Origin of the sequence: Pseudomonas sp. QC2, assembly GCF_002859085.1 — a bacterium.
Taxonomy (GTDB): Bacteria; Pseudomonadota; Gammaproteobacteria; order Pseudomonadales; family Pseudomonadaceae; genus Aquipseudomonas; species Aquipseudomonas petroselini.
Window position 1 is genome coordinate 264270 of the sequence record NZ_PKKS01000025.1, and the last position, 19471, is coordinate 283740.

A 19471-nucleotide genomic window follows, 5' to 3' on the forward strand; every position below is an offset into this window, starting at 1 on the left:
CCTATATAAAGAAGAAAACTTCTACCAACGAAAACGCAGCTGCGCCTGAGGCTCAGGTGCTACCGCAGGCTGCGTGCCATCTGTCACGGGTTGCTGGGCCGGCGCCTCGCCTGCGGGAATCTCCTGCAACTTGGCCAAGCTCAACTGGGTGCGCAACTGATCGGCACTGCCGTTGACGCGATACACAATGCGATTGCCATCCACTAACTGTGGTTGGCCGCCAAAAGGCTCCAGCAGATGGCCCAGCGCTGCATAGCGCTCCAGGGTCATGCCTTGCACTTCGAGCAGTTGTTCCGTGCTCACACCCGGCTTGACCGCAAAACGTGGCGCCAGCTTCTGGCTGACCGCCAGCATCACCGCATCCGCCACGGCGCCGGTGTCGGCCCCTTGGGCGGTGCCCTGCTCGCTCTTGTCGCCCAACCACAAACGCCATTTGGCTTGCCATTGACTCCCTTCCTGGCGCGCATGCACAGCCAGCAAGGCGTCGGCGCCGTAACGCTCGGAAGCGGCACGCAAAGGTGTGGCGTCAGCACTTTCCAGATTCGGTGCGGTGGCGACCACCTGCTCATCCAAGTCACCCAGCGGCAGGCGCAGCGGCAGGCCACGGTGTTGTGCCGCACGACGCAGCGCCTGGGCCACGGTCTGGCCATCGCCCACCAGGCTGCTACCTTCGGTGGAGTCGTTCAGCCACCAGCCGAGGATCGATGGCCGATTGCTGCCCCAGATCGACAGGCCCGCTTCACGCAGGACGCGATCAGTGCTCACCGGGTCGAAATCCACTTGCAGGCTTTCCGGCGGGCCGGCGTCGTAGCCGTATTGGCTGATGATTTGTTGCGGGTCCTTGCGAACCGCCGCCAGGCCCGGGCCATCGGCGGCCTTGGCGTCGCCGGTCAGGCGGATCACCAGGGTCTGCACGGCACGCTGGGTGGCTTGGTCGCGCTCTTGCGGCGATTGGCTGCTGACGGGTTCGAGTACTTGATAAAGGCCATTGAGGGTTTCGGCATGACTCGCCAGGCTGACCAACGACAAGCAGCCTACAAAGAAGAATTTACACAGACGCATGGAAGATTCCCGAACGACAAATTTAGCGGCTGGAACAGACCGCGTGAACTCGGTTTGGCAAGGCTGTGACCACAGCCACCGGTAAAACATTCACAGGGTCTTGGTAAGTTTTCGTACTGTCATAACGATAGCGGGTTAAAGGCTATACCTTAATACGCGCCGAAGCAGACCCCATCAGCATTTTTTTAACCGGCTTTTTTAACCTATATGGCCCTGCCCGTCGGCCCGAGGATGGCCGCTGCCCCTCAAGCCTGATAAAATCGCGCGCCTTCGCAGACCGTCAACGGCTGGGCCTTTTACCAAAAGCGCCTGCCCGCTCGGTCGTTACCCCTGAATCCCCCCTAAAGGCCTGGATCATGAGCAAGCAACCCTCCCTGAGCTACAAGGACGCCGGTGTAGACATCGACGCCGGTGAAGCATTGGTCGAACGCATCAAGAGCGTCGCCAAGCGCACTGCGCGCCCCGAAGTCATGGGCGGCCTGGGCGGTTTTGGCGCCCTCTGCGAAATCCCGGCCGGCTACAAGCAGCCTGTCCTGGTGTCCGGCACCGACGGCGTGGGCACCAAGCTGCGCCTGGCACTGAACCTGAACAAGCACGACACCATTGGCATCGACCTGGTTGCCATGTGCGTCAACGACCTGGTGGTGTGCGGCGCCGAGCCGTTGTTCTTCCTGGACTACTACGCCACCGGCAAGCTGAACGTGGACACCGCTGCCCAAGTGGTCACCGGCATCGGCGCGGGTTGCGAGCTGTCGGGTTGCTCCCTGGTCGGCGGCGAAACCGCTGAAATGCCAGGCATGTACGAAGGCGAAGACTACGACCTGGCCGGCTTCTGCGTCGGCGTGGTGGAAAAAGCCGAAATCATCGACGGCTCCAAAGTCGCTGCCGGTGACGCCCTGCTGGCCCTGCCCTCTTCCGGCCCACACTCCAACGGTTACTCGCTGATCCGCAAGATCATCGAAGTGTCCGGCGCCGACATCGAGAACACCCAGCTCGACGGCAAGCCGCTGACCGACCTGCTGATGGCCCCGACCCGCATCTACGTCAAGCCACTGCTCAAGCTGATCAAGGACACTGGCGCAGTCAAAGCCATGGCCCACATCACTGGCGGCGGTCTGCTGGACAACATCCCGCGCGTACTGCCAAAAGGCGCCCAGGCGATCGTCGACGTGGCCAGCTGGCAGCGTCCTGCGGTATTCGACTGGCTGCAAGAGAAAGGCAACGTTGACGAAACCGAAATGCACCGCGTGCTGAACTGCGGCGTCGGCATGGTCATCTGCGTGGCGCAAGAACACGTTGAAACCGCGCTGAACGTATTGCGTGAAGCCGGCGAGCAGCCATGGGTCATCGGCCAGATCGCCACTGCCCCGGAAGGCGCAGCTCAGGTCGAACTGAAGAACCTCAAGGCTCACTGATGCCTCAGACCTGTGATGTCGTGGTGCTGCTTTCCGGCACCGGCAGTAACTTGCAGGCCTTGATCGACAGCACGCGCACCGGCGACAGCCCGGTGCGCATTGCTGCGGTGATCTCCAACCGCAGCGACGCCTACGGCTTGCAACGCGCCAGGGACGCGGGTATCGAAACCCGCTCTCTGGATCACAAGACGTTCGATGGCCGCGAGGCCTTCGACAGTGCCTTGATCGAACTCATCGACGCCTTCAACCCCAAACTCGTGGTACTCGCCGGTTTCATGCGCATCCTCAGCGCTGATTTCGTGCGGCATTACGAAGGGCGCCTGCTCAATATCCACCCTTCCCTGCTGCCCAAGTACAAAGGCATGCACACGCACCAGCGTGCGCTCGACGCCGGCGACAGCGAGCATGGCTGCAGCGTGCACTTCGTCACCGAGGAACTCGATGGCGGGCCTCTGGTCGTACAGGCAGTGGTTCCGGTAGAGTCTGACGACTCGGCGCAGAGCCTTGCGCAACGGGTTCACACCCAGGAACACAGGATTTACCCGCTGGCCGTTCGCTGGTTTGCCGAGGGGCGGTTGATTCTCGGTGACCAGGGTGCATTATTGGACGGTCAGTTACTTGCGGCCAGCGGCCACTTGATTCGAACCTAGGAGATTTTATGCGTCGCGCCCTGCTCTTCGCTTTTGCGCTGTTCGCCTTGCCTGCCGTGCAAGCAGCAGACCTACACCCTTTCTCCGTCAGCTACACCGCCGACTGGAAACAGTTGCCCATGAGTGGTTCGGCCGAACGCAGCCTGGCCAAGAATGGCGATGGCACTTGGACCTTGAACTTCAAGGCGTCCATGATGATCGCCAGCCTGACCGAAACCAGCGTGATCCAGTTTGACAAGGACACCCTGCAACCGAAGAGCTACACCTTCGAGCGCGGTGGCCTGGGCAAGGCGAAGAAGATCAACCTGGACTTCGACCAGACCGCCAAGAAAGTCACCGGTTTTGAAAACAAAGACCCGGTCAACGTCGCCCTGCAAAGCGGCATGCTCGACAAGTCGACCTACCAGTTGGCCCTGCAGCGCGATGTGGCTGCCGGCAAGAAGAGCATGAGCTACAACGTGGTCGAAGGCACCGACGTCGACACCTACGACTTCCGCGTGATCGGCCCGGAAAAGGTCCAGACCAAGGTCGGCTCCATCGACGCCATCAAGGTCGAGCGCGTGCGTGACCCGACACAAAGCAAGCGCATCACCCAGATGTGGTTTGCCAAGGACCAAGGCGGCATCCTGGTTGCCCTGCGCCAGGTGGAAACCGACGGCAAGGAATACAACATCATGCTGCAGGACGGCACCGTTGACGGTAAGGCTGTCAAAGGTAGCTGATCGGTAGATGGAACAAGGAGCCTCGCGAATGCGGGGCTTTTTTTCGCCTGTCGATTGAGCTGCCCCTGACGCGAACATGAAACTTTTGTCATAAAACTCAGCACCCTGCGGCGCAATGTCGCGGTTTACGCGGCCTGCAGGACTGTTGCATTTGCTGCAATGAATTGTTGCGCGAAAAGTCGGTTTACTTAGCAAGCTAACAAAACATATAACAAAGGCCTGCGACGACTTGCCGCAGATCCACCAGAGATTGGAGCAAGCAGATGACTGTAAAAGTAACTGAACGCGACGACGAACATATGTCCCACGAAGCACTGGGCCATGGGATTCACATCTGGGATGTACACCAGCAAGACCTGCTGGTCGGCATGTTTCACAATGAGAGCGACGCTCATAATTATAAAAACGAGCTTGAATCGCTTGAGATGAAACGCCAGGCACAAAGCTCCTGAAGTTACCGTGTAGTGAGCGGGCTTGCCCCGCGCTGGGTGGCGAAGCCGCCCCACAAAAAACGCCGCATTCTTTCAGGGAGAATGCGGCGTTTGCGTTTTCGGGGCCGCTTCGCAGCCCAACGCAGGGCAAGCCTGCTCACCCCAGGCAAGCGCGCTCACCAAAGGACAAGCCCGCTCAGCACAATGGGTTGCTACCGCCTTACCACATCAGATCATCCGGGATCTGGTAGGCGGCGTACGGATCATCCTCGTCCGGCACCTGGCTTTCGGTGAGGATGTTGAGCTGCACGATACGCTCAGGTGCGCGCTCCTGGATCTTCAGCGCCGCTTCGCGCGGGATCACCTCATAGCTGCCACCGTGATGCACGATCGCCAGGGAGCCATTGCTCAGCTTGTTGCGCATCAGCGTGTTGACCGACAGGCGCTTGACCTTCTTGTCATCCACGAAGTTGTAGTAGTCCTCGGTGGTCAGCTTGGGCAGGCGCGAGGTCTCGATCAGTTGCTTGACCTGCGCCGTACGGGCCTTGGCCTCGGCTTTTTCCTGCTGCTGGCGGTTCAGTTCCTGGTCGCGCTTGACCTTCTCGGCATGTGCCTCGGCTGCCAGGCGGGCCTGGGTGTCATCGACCTCGGCCTGGCCTTTGTGAACCAGGCGTTGCTGTTTCTGTTTCTCTTTGCCGACCTGCTTGGCCTGCTTTTGGTTGACCAGACCTGCTTTGAGCAACTGGTCGCGAAGGGAAAGGCTCATGGTGCTTACTCACTTAGGCAACTGCTCAACCGCAGCTGGACACGTTCTTTTCCTGACGTTTGGCTTCGCCCCAGAGGGCATCCAACGTTTCGAGGGTGCAATCTTCTATGGGTTGGTGCGTGTCGCGCAATGCCTGTTCGATAAATCGGAAACGTCGTTCGAACTTGGCATTGGCCCCACGCAAAGCGGTTTCCGGGTCGACCTTGAGGTGACGGGCCAGGTTGACCGCGGCAAACAGCAGGTCACCGACCTCATCGGCAATGGCCGACGGATCGTTATCGGCCATGGCCTCGAGCACTTCATCCAACTCTTCGCGCACGTTATCCACCACCGGCAAGGCAGACGGCCAGTCGAAACCGACCTGGCTGGCGCGCTTTTGCAATTTGGCGGCACGGGACAAGGACGGCAACGCGGTAGGCACATCGTCCAGCAGGGATAGTTGCTCCGGTGCGTCGGACTTTTCCGCGCGCTCCTCGGCCTTGATCTGCTCCCAACGCGCCTTGACCTGCTCTTCGCTCAGGTGCGGGATATCCAGCGGCGCATACAGATCGCCGGTGGGGAACACATGGGGATGGCGGCGGATGAGCTTGCGCGTAATGCTGTCGACCACTCCGGCAAATTCGAAGCGCCCTTCCTCCCGTGCCAGCTGGCTGTAATACACCACCTGGAACAACAGGTCGCCCAGCTCGCCTTGCAGGTGATCGAAGTCACCGCGCTCGATGGCGTCGGCGACTTCATAGGCTTCTTCCAACGTGTGCGGGACGATAGTCGCGTAGGTTTGCTTGATGTCCCATGGGCACCCGTATTGCGGGTCGCGCAGGCGGTTCATCAGGTGCAGCAGGTCTTCGAGTGAATACATCGGTCTCTTTCCGCTGAAGATCAAATGTGGGAGGGGGCAAGCCCTCTCCCACATTTATGACCGCATCAAGGGGTGCGGTTGCGCCGGGTTTCAATGATGTTCGGCAACTGGGAAATCCGCCCCAGCAACCGCCCCAATGCGTCCAACCCCGGAATCTCGATGGTCAGGGACATCAACGCGGTGTTGTCCTCTTTATTCGAGCGGGTGTTGACCGCCAGCACGTTGATGCGCTCGTTGAGCAGCACTTGCGACACGTCACGCAGCAAGCCGGAACGGTCGTAGGCGCGGATGATGATGTCCACCGGGTAGGTGAGCACCGGTACCGGCCCCCAGCTGACCTGGATGATCCGCTCCGGCTCACGCCCACCCAGTTGCAGCACCGAGGCGCAGTCCTGGCGGTGAATACTCACGCCACGGCCCTGGGTGATGTAACCGACGATGGCATCGCCCGGCAACGGCTGGCAGCAGCCGGCTATTTGCGTCATCAGGTTGCCCACGCCCTGGATCTGGATATCGCCGCGCTTGCCGGGCTTGTAGCCGGTGGCCTTGCGTGGGATCAGTTCCAGCTGTTCGCTGCCGCGCTCCGGCTCGACCAGCTGCTGGGCCAGGTTGACCAGTTGCGCCAGGCGCAAGTCGCCGGCACCCAGCGCGGCAAACATGTCTTCGGCGATCTTCATGTTGGCTTTTTCGGCCAACTTGTCGAAGTCCACCTGAGGCAGGCCCAGGCGTGCCAGTTCGCGTTCAAGCAAGGTTTTACCCGCCGCGACGTTCTGGTCACGCGCCTGCAACTTGAACCAATGGACGATCTTCGCCCGCGCCCGCGACGTGGTGATGTAGCCGAGGTTGGGGTTCAGCCAGTCACGGCTCGGCGTGCCGTGCTTGCTGGTGATGATCTCGACCTGCTCACCGGTCTGCAGGCTGTAGTTGAGCGGCACGATGCGCCCGTTGATCTTGGCGCCCCGGCAGTTGTGACCGATTTCGGTGTGTACGCGGTAGGCAAAATCCAGCGGCGTGGCGCCCTTGGGCAGGTCGATGGCGTGTCCGTCGGGCGTGAAGATATAGACCCGGTCCGGTTCGATATCCACACGCAACTGTTCGGCCAGGCCGCCGATGTCGCCGAGTTCTTCGTGCCATTCCAGCACTTGGCGCAGCCAGGAGATCTTCTCTTCGTATTGGTTGGACCCGGCCTTGACGTCGGTGCCCTTGTAGCGCCAGTGCGCACAGACACCCAGCTCGGCCTCTTCGTGCATGGCGTGCGTGCGGATCTGCACTTCCAGCACCTTGCCCTCGGGGCCGATCACCGCCGTGTGCAAGGAGCGATAGCCGTTTTCCTTGGGGTTGGCGATGTAGTCGTCAAACTCCTTGGGAATGTGCCGCCACAGGGTATGGACGATACCGAGCGCGGTGTAGCAGTCACGCATTTCCGGCACCAGCACACGCACGGCACGCACGTCGTAGATCTGGCTGAAGGCCAGGCCCTTGCGCTGCATTTTGCGCCAGATGGAATAGATGTGTTTGGCGCGACCGCTGATGTCGGCCTCGACGCCGGTGGCCTGCAACTCGGAGCGCAACTGGTTCATCACGTCGGCGATAAAGCGCTCACGGTCGAGCCGCCGCTCGTGCAGCAAGGTGGCAATCTGTTTGTATTGATCGGGTTCGAGGTAGCGGAAGGACAGGTCCTCCAACTCCCATTTGATATGGCCGATACCCAAGCGGTGCGCCAGGGGTGCATAGATGTCGAAGACTTCGCGGGCAACGCGGTTGCGCTTTTCATCGTCGGCCGTCTTCACCGCCCGGATGGCACAGGTGCGTTCGGCCAGCTTGATCAGGGCGACACGAACGTCGTCGACCATCGCCACCAGCATCTTGCGCAGGTTCTCGACCTGGCCCTGGGTGCCCAGCACCATGGATTGACGCGGGCTGAGGCTGGCGCTGATCGCGGCCATGCGCAGCACGCCGTCGATCAGCTTGGCCACCACGGTGCCGAAACGCTGGCTGACGATGGGCAACGCGATGTGCCCTTCGCGTACGCCGCGATAGAGTACGGCGGCGATCAGCGAGTCCTGGTCCAGTTTAAGATCGGCGAGGATCTCGGCGATCTCCAAGCCGGTGCGAAAACTTGAAGTGCCTTCGGCCCACAGGTTCTTGGCCGCATTGTCTTGCTGCTCAGACTCACGAGCGAACTCGCAGGCTGCTTTCAAGGCTTCACGGTCCAGTGCCGGGTCGACACTGACGGCATGATCCAGCCATGCCTCGAGATTGATACTGCCGTCGGTGTTGATCGGCTGGTGTGCTCTCACCTGTACCATCTTGCTTACCTTCCCTACGACGCACCTTGGATGCGTCAAAAATCATCGCTGACCTGCTTTACCTTGATAAAGCTTACACACACTCCCTGGCAGGTCGCGGCCTTGGAGAATGCAGGCCAGTCGGATTAAACGGGCATCCTAGCCCGCTTCAAATAACGCCATGGCCTCGACATGCGCGGTTTGCGGAAACATGTCGAGGATCCCGGCACGTTTTAGCCGGTAGCCTTGCTTGACCAACTCAACCGTGTCCCGCGCCAGCGTGGCCGGGTTGCAGGACACATACACCAGACGCTTGGCCTTGAGGGTCGCGAGCTTGCGCACAACCTCCAGGGCACCGTCACGAGGTGGGTCCAAGAGTACCGCAGAAAAGCCCTGTTTGGCCCATTCCGCGTCGGTCAAAGGCTGAGACAAATCGGCCTGAAAAAACTGCGCATTATGCAAATTGTTGCTGACGGCGTTGACGGCCGCCCGGTCCACCATGGTCTGTACGCCTTCCACCGCCACCACTTCCCGCACTTGGCGAGCGAGCGGCAGGGCGAAATTGCCCAGGCCGCAAAACAGGTCCAACACCCGCTCATCGGGTTGGGGCGCCAGCCATTCCAGGGCCTGGGCGACCATCGCCGCGTTGACCCCGGCGTTGACTTGGACGAAGTCTCCAGGCCGGTAAGCCAGCTCCAGATCCCACTGGTCCAATCGAAACCCCAGAACCGCATCGGCGTCGACCGGTTCCGGCTGACCCTCGCCATGCAGCCACAGCTGGGCATCATGGAAGGTGCAGAATTCTTTCAAAATGTGCAGGTCCGCTTCGGACAGCGGCGCCATATGCCGCAGCAACACGGCGATGGAGGTCCCACTGAACACTTCCACATGCCCCAGCGCCTGAGGTTTGCTCAGGCGGCGGAGCATGTTGGGCAGACGCTGCATGATCGGTTGCAAGGCCTGTACCAGTACCGGGCAATCGTCAATGGCGACGATGTCCTGGCTGGCCACGGCGCGGAAACCGACTGCCAGATGTTTCGCCTTGGCGTCCCAACGCACGGCCACACGGGCGCGGCGACGGTAGCCGAATTCCGGCCCACTTAAGGGTGCGGCCCACTCTTGCGGTTCGACACCGGCCACACGGGACAGTTGCTCGGCGAGCATGCGCTGTTTCAGGGCAAGTTGTTCGGCGTGGGGCAAGTGCTGCACGCTGCAACCGCCGCAGCGACCGAAGTGCGCACACGGCGCCGGACGCCGCAGTTCGCTGGCCTTGAACACCCGCTCGGTGCGCGCCTCGACGATCTTGGCGTGGGTGCCCAGCACGCGCGCTTCCACGTCTTCGCCGGCCAGCGCGCCGTTCACAAACCAGGTGCGGCCTTCAAAGAACACGATGCCGCGGCCGTCATTGGCCAGGCGCTCGATGGTCAAGCGTTGTTTCTTGCCTACCGGAATCTGCGGGGCCCGGCTGCCGCCCGTCGGCTGGAAGCGCAGGCCTCTCTCGTGCTTGGCCATCAGTTGGGTTCGTCGAAAATGCCGGTCGACAAGTAACGGTCGCCTCGGTCACAGATGATCGCGACGATCACCGCGTTTTCCACCTCTTTGGACAAGCGCAACATGCCGGCCACGGCACCACCGGAGGACACACCGCAGAAGATGCCTTCTTCACGGGCCAGGCGGCGGGTGGTGTCTTCGGCTTCACGCTGGGCCATGTCGATGATGCGGTCCACGCGGGTCGCGTTGTAGATCTTCGGCAGATACTCTTCGGGCCAGCGGCGGATGCCTGGGATGGCCGCGCCTTCCATGGGTTGCAGCCCAACGATCTGGATCGCCGGGTTCTGCTCCTTGAGGTAGCGCGAGTTGCCCATGATGGTACCGGTGGTGCCCATGGAACTGACGAAATGGGTGATGGTGCCCTGGGTCTGGCGCCAGATTTCCGGACCGGTGGTGGTGTAGTGCGCCTCGGGGTTGTCACCGTTGGCGAACTGGTCCAGCACCTGGCCACGGCCTTCGGCGGCCATGCGCTCGGCGAGGTCGCGGGCACCTTCCATGCCCTCTTCCTGGGTCACCAGCACCAGTTCGGCGCCATAGGCGGTCATCGCCGCCTTGCGCTCGGCGCTGCCGTTGTCGGGCATGATCAGCACCATCTTGTAACCCTTGATCGCCGCGGCCATGGCCAGCGCGATCCCGGTATTACCGGAGGTGGCTTCGATCAGGGTGTCGCCGGGCTTGATCTGCCCGCGTAACTCGGCGCGGGTGATCATCGACAGCGCCGGGCGGTCTTTTACCGAACCGGCCGGGTTGTTCCCTTCAAGCTTGAGCAACAGGGTATTGCTGGTTTCACCCGCCATGCGTTGCAAGCGGACCAGGGGGGTGTTGCCGACGCAATCGGCGATTGTAGGGTACTGCAAGGTCATGGCGTATTCGCAATCCAGACTGCGGGGGCGAACATCATACCGGGAAAGGCCGGCGGGCCATATCACGCAAAGTGCGGTGCTTATGGCTTATAGGAATAAGCGAGCGAGGTGGTGGCTGGGCAGACGCTATCGGGAGCAAGCCCCCTCCCACATTCGCGCGCATTCTCATGCTGGAATTCGGTCAACTGTGAGAGGGGGCTTGCCCCCCGATGGCCGCACCTCGACAACCCGCCTAGCCCAAATGTCGATCGCCATGGTTTTTCTGAAAAACCTCCTCCCCCATCGCCGCAATCTGCCCGTCGATCAGCGCCTCAAAGGGTTTGAGCAGCAGCTCGAACGATGCCGGTGCCTCCAGCACCTGCAACGCCTGCACAATTGCCTCAACCGTTGACAGGGCTCCCGGCCCGGGCGCTTTGCGCAGCCGATAACGCGACACAGCGCCCTCGGCCAGCGTCACCCGTGGCAGCGCTGCCAGCAACGGATTGAGGTGCAGCAATTTGCGCGCCTTGCGCCAGGTGCCGTCGGGAACCACCAGCAACAGCGGTTGATCCCCAGGCACATAGGCTTGCAGCGGCTGGGTGTCGTCAGCCGGAAACAACAGCCGCGCCTGATAGCCAGGCGGGTTCAATAGAGTCGGCAGATCATCAAAGACCTCACCCACTATCAACTGCGCATTGTTCAACCCCAACGCCGCCAACCGCGCGGTATTGAGCGCATGGTTGACCTCGCTCGGGTGCTGCAACAGCAACACGCGGGTGCGGCTGTCGAGGCTCGGGATCAGCGCGCACAGGCAATGGGTGGCGGGTCGCAGGCAGCGCGGGCATTGGGGTCTGGACATGGATTATCAGGCCTGGTTGAGCTGGGCTTTGAGCAGATCGCGGAAGGTCTGGATCAACGGTTCACGGCTGCGCCCGCGGCGCATGATCATCGAAAACGGCGCCTGGTAACCGAAGGTGGCCGGCAGCAATACGCGCAAATCCCCCTTGTCGGCCCAGGCCTGGGCGTAGTGCTCAGGCAGGTAGCCGATATAGGCGCCGGACAGCACCAGGATCAACTGAGCCTCCATACTTTCCACGGTCGCCGCGCTGTGTTTGAAACCATGGCGCGCCAGTTCGGCCTGGCTCCAGTAGCCGCGACCGACCATGCGTTGCTGGGTGATCACTTGCTCCGGGATGCGGCGCTCGTTGAACAGCGGGTGCCGGGTGCTGCAATACAACCAGTGCTGCTCGCGGTACAGCGGCATGTAGATCAGCCCGCTCATGCGGTTGGAGAAAGCGCCGATGGCCAGGTCGAGGCGATTGTCCTGCACACCGAGTTGCAGTTCGTAGGGGCTCATCACCGACAAATGCAGGTGCACCGCCGGGTGCTCCTGGCTGTAGGCGCCGATGACTTCGGCGAACGGCAGCGCCTTGTCGCTGACGGTAGAGTCGAGCACCCCGAGCTTGAGGGTGCCGCGCAACTCGCCTTTCAAGGCTGCGGCGTATTGCTCGAAACCTTCCAGTTCGCCCAGTAACCGCAGGGTTTCCTGATGGAACAGCTCGCCTTTGCTGGTCAGGCTGAAACCGCCCCGGCCGCGATGGCACAGCACCAGGCCCAACGCCGATTCCAGTTGGCTCATGTAAGTGCTGATGGCCGACGTGGACAGGTTGAGTTCGTGCTGGGCATTGGCGAATCCCTGATGCCGCACGACGCTGGCGAAGATCCGCAGGAGTTTCAGGTCGGGCAAGGCGTTGGCCATGGGGTCTCCAAGATGATCGGGCTACTTGTAGTGAGCGGGCTTGTCCCGCGCTGGGGGGCGAAGCCGCCCTAATGAGGACGCCGCAGTGTTTCAGAGAGACCGAGGTGCCTGGGTTTAGGGCGGCTTCGCCCCCCAGCGCGGGGCAAGCCCGCTCACTACAGTCCAGCTGTCGTAGTTTAACCGCTGGTATTAGTTTAGAAAAATCTGAACTAAGTATTTGCCCCTGCCGATTCTTTCGTATCGATGTATTTCGCAGAATCGGCCCCTAATAAACAAAACAACGATGAGGCACTCCCGTGGACAAGATTTTCCACCAACCACTGGGCGGCAACGAAATGCCGCGCTTTGCCGGCATCGCCACCATGATGCGTCTTCCCCACCTGCAAACGGCCAAGGGCCTGGATGCCGCCTTTATCGGCGTGCCGCTGGACATCGGCACCTCGCTGCGCGCCGGTACCCGTTTCGGGCCGCGTGAAATCCGCGCCGAATCCGTCATGATCCGCCCCTACAACATGGCCACCGGCGCCGCACCGTTCGACTCGCTGTCGGTCGCGGACATTGGTGACGTGGCGATCAACACCTTCAACCTGCTGGACGCCGTGCGCATCATCGAAGAGGCCTACGACGAAATCCTCGAGCACAACGTAGTCCCGATGACATTGGGCGGCGACCACACCATCACCCTGCCGATCCTGCGGGCGATCCACAAGAAACACGGCAAGGTCGGGCTGGTGCACATCGATGCCCACGCCGACGTGAACGACCATATGTTCGGCGAGAAAATCGCCCACGGCACCACCTTCCGCCGCGCGGTTGAAGAGGGCTTGCTGGACTGCGACCGTGTGGTGCAGATCGGCCTGCGCGCCCAAGGCTACACCGCCGAAGACTTCAACTGGAGCCGCAAGCAGGGCTTCCGTGTGGTCCAGGCCGAAGAATGCTGGCACCACTCCCTCGCGCCGTTGATGGCCGAAGTGCGTGAGAAAGTCGGCGGCGGCCCGGTGTACCTGAGCTTTGATATCGACGGCATCGACCCGGCTTGGGCGCCGGGCACCGGTACGCCGGAAATCGGCGGGCTGACCACCATCCAAGCGATTGAGATCATCCGCGGCTGCCAGGGCCTCGACCTGATTGGTTGCGACCTGGTCGAAGTTTCGCCGCCCTACGACACCACCGGCAACACTTCGCTGCTGGGCGCCAACCTGCTGTACGAAATGCTCTGCGTACTGCCTGGCGTGGCCCATCGCTGATGAGCACCCACGAAGTGCTGCAAGCCGCCGCCGACCTGGTCGCGGCCTTTGCGCGCAATGACCGCGCCGCCTACTTCGGCGCGTTCACCGCCGATGCGAGCTTTGTGTTCTACACCCTCCCCCAGCCACTGCTGAGTCGCGATGCCTACCAGGCGTTGTGGGACAGCTGGCGCCGGGACGAGGGGTTCGAGGTGCTGTCCTGCACCTCAAGCAACGCCGTGGTCAGCCTGCAGGGTGACGTGGCGATTTTCATGCATGACGTGGCCACCGAGCTGCGCATGAACGGGGAGCAATTTTTTAGCCAGGAACGCGAGACCATTGTCTTCACACGGCAAGGGTCTGGCACACAACAAAAACAAGGCCTGTGGCTGGCCTGTCACGAACATTTGTCCGCTATGCCGGAAGGGCTGCCGCCCCCTTAGCCAATGTGATCGGAGCTGATCATGAATAATAAAAACAACGATAAAAGTATTCGAAAGATAGAAACCAACGGGGTCGAGCAGATCCCGGACCACGAACGTACCGCCGGCCCCAAGGATCTGTTCCGACTGATCTTCGGCGGTGCCAACACCTTTGCCACCGCCGTGCTGGGCTCCTTCCCGGTGTTGTTCGGCTTGTCGTTCCAGGCCGGCGTCTGGGCGATTGTGCTGGGCGTGCTGGTGGGTGCGCTGATCCTGGCGCCCATGGGCCTGTTCGGGCCGATCAACGGCACCAACAACGCGGTGTCTTCCGGTGCGCACTTTGGTGTGCACGGGCGGATTGTCGGCTCGTTTCTCTCACTGCTGACGGCGATTGCCTTCTTCTCACTGTCGGTGTGGAGTTCGGGCGATGCGTTGGTGGGGGGTGCGAAACGTCTGATCGGCCTGCCGGAAACCGACTTGACCCTGGGCCTGGCCTACGGCGTGTTCGCCATTCTCGTACTGACGGTGTGCATCTACGGCTTTCGCTTCATGCTGTGGGTCAACCGCATTGCGGTGTGGGCGGCGAGCCTGTTGTTCCTGTTGGGCATCTTTGCCTTCGCGCCGGCGTTCGACAGCCACTTCGCGGGCACTGTAGCCATGGGCCAGACGGGCTTCTGGGCCGCCTTCATCGGCGCCGCGCTGGTGGCCATGAGCAACCCGATTTCCTTCGGTGCGTTCCTGGGTGACTGGTCGCGCTACATCCCGCGTGAGACGCCGAAAATGCGCATCATGCTGGCAGTGGTGCTGGCGCAAATCGCGACGTTAATCCCTTTCCTGTTTGGCCTGGCCACCGCGACCATCGTCGCGATCAAGGCGCCGGACTACATCGCGGCGAATAACTATGTCGGCGGGTTACTGGCGGTAGCGCCGACCTGGTTCTTCCTGCCGGTGTGCCTGATCGCGGTGATCGGCGGCATGTCCACCGGCACCACGTCGCTGTATGGCACCGGACTGGACATGTCCAGCGTGTTCCCGCGCCTGTTGTCACGGGTGAAAGCCACGCTGCTGATCGGGGTGATGTCGATTGCCTTCATCTTTATCGGACGTTTCGCCGCCAACCTGGTGCAAAGCGTGTCGACGTTCGCGGTACTGATCATCACCTGCACCACGCCGTGGATGGTGATGATGATCATCGGCCTGATCGTGCGTCGCGGCTTCTACTGCCCGGATGACCTGCAGGTGTTTACCCGCGGTGAGACCGGCGGGCGCTACTGGTTCAGCCATGGCTGGAACTGGCGCGGGTTGGGGGCGTGGATTCCGAGTGCATTGGTGGGCCTGTGTTTCGTCAATTTGCCGGGGCAGTTTGTGGGACCGCTGGGCAATTTGGCCGATGGCATTGATATCAGCTTGCCGGTGACGCTGGGGTTAGCGTCGGTGGTGTACCTGACCTTGCTGCGGGTGTTTCCGGAACCGGCGGCTGTCTACGGGCCGACCGTTGTGGCGAGGGAGCTTGCTCCCGTTCGACCGCGAAGCTGGAGCCGGCTTTTTTGGGGCCGCTTCGCAGCCCAGCGGGAGCAAGCTCCCTCGCCACAACACGCGCCTTCACCACAGCAAGCACGCTCACCACAATAAAAAATAATTGGAGAACCGCCGTCATGGCTTTGGATTTATTCGTCGTACTCATCTACGCCGCCGGCATGCTCGTGCTCGGCTATTACGGCATGCGCCGCGCCAAGACCCACGAAGATTACCTGGTGGCCGGACGTAACCTGGGCCCGTCGCTGTACATGGGCACCATGGCCGCCACGGTATTGGGCGGTGCCTCTACCGTCGGCACCGTGCGCCTGGGCTATGTGCATGGCATCTCCGGCTTCTGGCTGTGTGCCGCGCTGGGCATGGGCATCATTGCGCTCAACCTGTTCCTGGCCAAGCCGCTGTTGAAGCTGAAGATCTTCACCGTGACCCAGGTCCTCGAAAAACGCTACAACCCCATGGCCCGCCAGGCCAGTGCGGTGATCATGCTGGCCTACGCGCTGATGATCGGCGTGACCTCGATCCTGGCCATCGGCACCGTGCTGCAAGTGCTGTTCGGCCTGCCGTTCTGGATCTCGGTGCTGCTCGGCGGTGGTGTGGTGGTGGTGTACTCGACCATCGGCGGCATGTGGTCGCTGACCCTCACCGATATCGTGCAGTTTGTGATCAAGACCGTCGGCCTGATGTTTATCCTGCTGCCAATCTGCCTGTACCGCGTCGGCGGCTGGGATGAGCTGGTGGCCAAGCTGCCCGCGTCGAGCTTCAGCTTCACCGCGATCGGCTGGGACACGATCATCACCTACTTCATGATCTACTTCTTCGGCATCCTGATCGGCCAGGATATCTGGCAGCGCGTGTTCACCGCCCGTGACGAAAAGGTCGCCAAGTACGCAGGCACTTTCGCCGGTTTTTACTGCATCCTCTACGGCCTGGCCTGTGCGTTGATCGGCATGGCGGCACACGTGCTGATCCCGGACCTGGACAACGTCAACAACGCGTTTGCCGCTATCGTGAAAGCCTCGCTGCCAGACGGGATTCGTGGCCTGGTGATTGCCGCCGCCCTCGCAGCGATGATGTCCACCGCCAGTGCCGGCCTGCTCGCCGCCTCCACCGTGCTGACTGAAGACCTGTTGCCGCGTTTGCGTGGCGGCAAACAGTCGAGCCTGGCCGTCAACCGCCTGTTTACGATGCTGACCGGCATCGCCGTGCTGGGCATTGCGCTGGTGGTGAGCGATGTGATCAGCGCACTGACACTGGCCTACAACCTGCTGGTGGGCGGTATGTTGATCCCACTGATTGGCGCGATCTTCTGGAAACGCGCGACCACGTCGGGGGCGATCACCTCCATGACCCTGGGATTCGTGACCGCGCTGGTGTTTATGCTCAAGGATGGGCTGGACGCGAACACGCCGATCTACTACAGCCTGGCCATTGGGCTGGTGAGTTTTGTGCTGGTGAGCGTGTTGTCGCGCCGGCCAGAGGGTGTGGCGACCCGCGCCGTTTGATCAGCAACAGGCGTTAAAGCGGTTTCTTCAGCGGGTGCGACGTCGGATGTCGCACCCGTTTTTTTATTCGTCGCTATTGCGCCGCGCCTTCAAACAAATCACCGCAATCCTTGCAGCCAAAATACTGCTCGGTCGCCGGGCACTCAATTTCCCCGGTTGCCCCCGCCCTCACCCGCCAGACGCAGGCCGTTTGCTGATATTTCAGCGTGCCTTCAAGGTAACAAGGGGCCCAGTCAAACTCATCGTGCAGCGTGCGACCATCAATAAGCGCGGCGCGTTTGAAAAAGGACGCTATCTGCCGCTCATCCAGCGCAACGTCACTGGGTCGGCAGCGTTCGGGCTCTTCGGAGTGAAAGCCAGAGATGCGAATGTCGTCGAGATCCAGCTGGGAGGATGAGCATCCGGCGAGTAATGCGCACACGCCAAACAACGCTGACCGTAGACTCATTGCCACTCCGCAGTACTGGCTTCACCTGGGTGTTTGTATGAGATTTGCGGATGCGTGTAGACATCTTTCGGCGTCAGGCGGAAATGGCCATGCAGCTCAGACACCAACCACCGCAGAGACTGCTTCTGCATAGCAGTCACCTCCTCATAACGTGCAGCATCCAGATGTTTGCCGACCAATTCGATGCCCAGGGAGTCCGCATTCATCGGGTATCGCTCAGGATAGTCCTTGGTGCGCTCATACCGGTCCAGCGCCCGAATCTGTAATGTCCACGTGAGCGCCTGAATGCTTTGGACCTGACGGCTATCGCAGGTGGCTTTATCCAGCGCCAGGCACTTGGAACGCAGGTAGCGCCCAACGTGATAACAACGCTTCTTGACGCTGGCTGTCTGGTAGATGGCGCCGTCTTTTTCAATCAAAAAGTGCGCACCATTACCTTTGGAGAGGTAACCGTTAAAGGTGTGCCGGGCCGTCGGTGCGTCGGTCTGGTGGATCACCAAAGCGCGCACACCCAGCAGATCACCATGCTCGATCGTTTGAAACCGACGGAGTTCGACTCGGTAGGAAATCAGCATACCTTCGCTATCAATGCTCGACATTTCAATGCCTCTTCGTCCATGAGAAGGCAAAAATATAGAAGCACGAACAGGGAAAAAGTGAGGATGACGGATTAAGCAGAAGGGTCCGACGATGAAGCGCACCTCTTCACACAGGGTACGCATCAAATCACGGCTGCGCGCGGATTACAGGCGCCTCATCACGCCATGAAAAACGCCCGATAGTACAGCGCCCGCACGGTTCGGCCGCGTGAGCGCTTCAGGGCTTACCTGCGACGTGGGCGACGCTGCTCATCATCGGTGCGAATCGGCACGGGTTGCAACGGCGGCTCGATCAAGCCCAGTGCAACACCCAGATCATGGAGCCAGTTTTGAATTTTCTCTTTCATGGTTGCCCCCTTTGAGGGTAATGCTGGTAGGCGCAAGTTCTTTCGCCTTTTCCTACACTGATAGTAGCCCTAAGTCCTACGTATTGCTTGAACGAAAACACAACGAACTATTACTGAATTGATCCAAATCCTGACGGATCGCTCAAGCAATCGCGCGTGCGTCGTGCAGCGCCTCGGCCCTGTCAGCTTGCTGCAGGTCGATCCATGCGTTGAGGTTAGCGCCGAGCATACCCTTTCGCCACATCAGCCAGGTGGTCGCAGTGGCAAAAGGCCCTGTCAACGGATGAACGGACACACTGTCCTTGCCTGGCAGGCTGTTGAGCATGGACTCGGACATCAACGCCACCCCGGACCCGGCGATCACACAGGCGAGCATGCCTTGATAGGACTCGATCTCAATCGCCCGCCCCATGGCCACGTGCTCGTGGGAAAACCAGGTTTCCAGCCGCGCGCGATAGGCGCAACTGCGGCGGAAGGTGAACACCGACCGGCCCGCCACATCCTGCGGCCCGCGTACCGGCGGGTGATCGGCTTCGCAGATCAGCACCAGACGCTCCTCGCACAGGGGAACACCGTCCAGGGACGCGATGGTGATAGGACCGTCCACAAAGGCAGCATCGAGGCGACCGGTAATCAAGCCTTCGAGCAGCTCGCCGCTCGGCGCCGATTGCACCTGTAGGTTCACCGTCGGGTAAGCCTTGTGGTAACGCGCCAGCAGCTTCGGTAAATGAACGGCGCCCGTGCTGTACATGCTGCCTAATACAAAGTCGCCAGCCGGTTGCCCACCCTGCACGGCGCCGTGAGCTTCGTCGTGCAGGGCCAGCAGTCGGGCGCTGTAGTCCAGCAACACTTTGCCCGCCGGAGAAAGCTGCAGGCGTTGGCGCTCGCGCACGAACAGCTCTACACCGAGCTGTTCCTCCATCTGCTTGAGCCGGGTCGACAGGTTTGACGGCACGCGATGCAGGCGCTCGGCGGCACGGGTAATGGAGCCCTCTTCCGCCACCGCCTGGAAAATGCGCAATTGACTGAACTCCATACCTTTCTCC

Annotated in this window: 20 protein-coding genes; 9 read left to right on the forward strand and 11 right to left on the reverse strand. The window is 61.1% G+C overall.

Annotated elements, in window-relative coordinates:
* Nucleotides 1-21 precede the first annotated feature (21 nt).
* Complete coding sequence (locus QCBJ_RS27790; RefSeq protein WP_046036010.1) at nt 22-1062, reverse strand: DUF2066 domain-containing protein; 1041 nt, start codon at nt 1060-1062, stop codon at nt 22-24.
* Nucleotides 1063-1418: 356 nt separating this feature from the next.
* On the opposite strand from QCBJ_RS27790, the gene purM reads away from it, so the two are divergent.
* From purM to QCBJ_RS27810, 4 genes are all read left to right on the forward strand, one after another.
* On the forward strand, nt 1419-2477 hold the full coding sequence (purM, locus tag QCBJ_RS27795) for a phosphoribosylformylglycinamidine cyclo-ligase (RefSeq protein ID WP_015885248.1): 1059 nt from the start codon (nt 1419-1421) through the stop codon (nt 2475-2477).
* Nucleotides 2477-3127, forward strand: a complete 651-nt coding sequence (gene purN, locus QCBJ_RS27800; protein ID WP_015885249.1) for a phosphoribosylglycinamide formyltransferase — start codon at nt 2477-2479, stop codon at nt 3125-3127. The genes purM and purN overlap by 1 nt, the downstream gene beginning before the upstream one ends.
* Before the next feature lie 8 nt (nt 3128-3135).
* A complete protein-coding gene (locus QCBJ_RS27805) occupies nt 3136-3849 on the forward strand; it encodes a DUF3108 domain-containing protein (RefSeq protein WP_015885250.1) in 714 nt (237 codons plus the stop codon).
* A 263-nt stretch (nt 3850-4112) separates the two neighbouring features.
* Nucleotides 4113-4301, forward strand: a complete 189-nt coding sequence (locus QCBJ_RS27810; RefSeq protein ID WP_003175379.1) for a hypothetical protein — start codon at nt 4113-4115, stop codon at nt 4299-4301.
* Between the two features lie 199 nt (nt 4302-4500).
* Here QCBJ_RS27810 and QCBJ_RS27815 read toward each other — a convergent pair whose 3' ends face one another.
* The 7 genes from QCBJ_RS27815 to QCBJ_RS27850 all read right to left on the reverse strand — a co-directional run bounded on the left by QCBJ_RS27815 (nt 4501) and on the right by QCBJ_RS27850 (nt 12345).
* Nucleotides 4501-5046 carry a DUF2058 domain-containing protein gene (locus QCBJ_RS27815; protein WP_003230516.1) on the reverse strand — a complete coding sequence of 182 codons (546 nt, stop codon included), beginning with the start codon at nt 5044-5046 and terminating at the stop codon, nt 4501-4503.
* Between the two features lie 25 nt (nt 5047-5071).
* The gene (gene mazG, locus QCBJ_RS27820; RefSeq protein WP_015885251.1) at nt 5072-5905 is read right to left on the reverse strand and encodes a nucleoside triphosphate pyrophosphohydrolase; all 834 of its coding nucleotides are present in this window, start codon (nt 5903-5905) and stop codon (nt 5072-5074) included.
* Nucleotides 5906-5970: 65 nt separating this feature from the next.
* Nucleotides 5971-8214: a GTP diphosphokinase gene (gene relA / locus QCBJ_RS27825; RefSeq protein WP_015885252.1), complete on the reverse strand. Its 2244-nt coding sequence runs from the start codon at nt 8212-8214 to the stop codon at nt 5971-5973.
* A 138-nt stretch (nt 8215-8352) separates the two neighbouring features.
* The gene (rlmD, locus tag QCBJ_RS27830; protein WP_102062009.1) at nt 8353-9705 is read right to left on the reverse strand and encodes a 23S rRNA (uracil(1939)-C(5))-methyltransferase RlmD; all 1353 of its coding nucleotides are present in this window, start codon (nt 9703-9705) and stop codon (nt 8353-8355) included.
* Complete coding sequence (gene cysM, locus QCBJ_RS27835; RefSeq protein WP_015885254.1) at nt 9705-10607, reverse strand: cysteine synthase CysM; 903 nt, start codon at nt 10605-10607, stop codon at nt 9705-9707. The genes rlmD and cysM overlap by 1 nt, the downstream gene beginning before the upstream one ends.
* Nucleotides 10608-10839: 232 nt before the next feature.
* Nucleotides 10840-11445, reverse strand: a complete 606-nt coding sequence (locus QCBJ_RS27845; RefSeq protein ID WP_102062010.1) for a tRNA-uridine aminocarboxypropyltransferase — start codon at nt 11443-11445, stop codon at nt 10840-10842.
* 6 nt (nt 11446-11451) lie between these two features.
* Nucleotides 11452-12345 carry a LysR family transcriptional regulator gene (locus tag QCBJ_RS27850; protein WP_015885256.1) on the reverse strand — a complete coding sequence of 298 codons (894 nt, stop codon included), beginning with the start codon at nt 12343-12345 and terminating at the stop codon, nt 11452-11454.
* 296 nt (nt 12346-12641) lie between these two features.
* Here QCBJ_RS27850 and speB point away from each other — a divergent pair, with 296 nt between their 5' ends.
* The 5 genes from speB to QCBJ_RS30145 are packed head-to-tail and all read left to right on the forward strand — an operon-like array spanning nt 12642 to nt 17428.
* On the forward strand, nt 12642-13592 hold the full coding sequence (gene speB, locus QCBJ_RS27855; protein WP_015885257.1) for an agmatinase: 951 nt from the start codon (nt 12642-12644) through the stop codon (nt 13590-13592).
* Complete coding sequence (locus QCBJ_RS27860) at nt 13592-14014, forward strand: nuclear transport factor 2 family protein (RefSeq protein ID WP_046036004.1); 423 nt, start codon at nt 13592-13594, stop codon at nt 14012-14014. The genes speB and QCBJ_RS27860 overlap by 1 nt, the downstream gene beginning before the upstream one ends.
* 21 nt (nt 14015-14035) lie before the next feature.
* Complete coding sequence (locus QCBJ_RS27865) at nt 14036-15625, forward strand: cytosine permease (RefSeq protein ID WP_015885259.1); 1590 nt, start codon at nt 14036-14038, stop codon at nt 15623-15625.
* Between the two features lie 23 nt (nt 15626-15648).
* A complete protein-coding gene (locus tag QCBJ_RS27870) occupies nt 15649-17031 on the forward strand; it encodes a sodium:solute symporter (protein ID WP_046036003.1) in 1383 nt (460 codons plus the stop codon).
* Nucleotides 17032-17077: 46 nt separating this feature from the next.
* On the forward strand, nt 17078-17428 hold the full coding sequence (locus tag QCBJ_RS30145) for a hypothetical protein (protein WP_158242102.1): 351 nt from the start codon (nt 17078-17080) through the stop codon (nt 17426-17428).
* 47 nt (nt 17429-17475) lie between these two features.
* Here QCBJ_RS30145 and QCBJ_RS27880 read toward each other — a convergent pair whose 3' ends face one another.
* From QCBJ_RS27880 to QCBJ_RS27885, 3 genes are all read right to left on the reverse strand, one after another.
* Nucleotides 17476-18078 carry a peptidoglycan recognition family protein gene (locus QCBJ_RS27880; RefSeq protein ID WP_102062012.1) on the reverse strand — a complete coding sequence of 201 codons (603 nt, stop codon included), beginning with the start codon at nt 18076-18078 and terminating at the stop codon, nt 17476-17478.
* Nucleotides 18079-18302: 224 nt separating this feature from the next.
* The gene (locus tag QCBJ_RS30515; protein ID WP_003193089.1) at nt 18303-18425 is read right to left on the reverse strand and encodes a PA1414 family protein; all 123 of its coding nucleotides are present in this window, start codon (nt 18423-18425) and stop codon (nt 18303-18305) included.
* A 142-nt stretch (nt 18426-18567) separates the two neighbouring features.
* Entirely contained in the window at nt 18568-19461 is an 894-nt protein-coding gene (locus QCBJ_RS27885; protein ID WP_015885263.1) for a LysR family transcriptional regulator, read from the reverse strand.
* Nucleotides 19462-19471 lie beyond the last annotated feature (10 nt).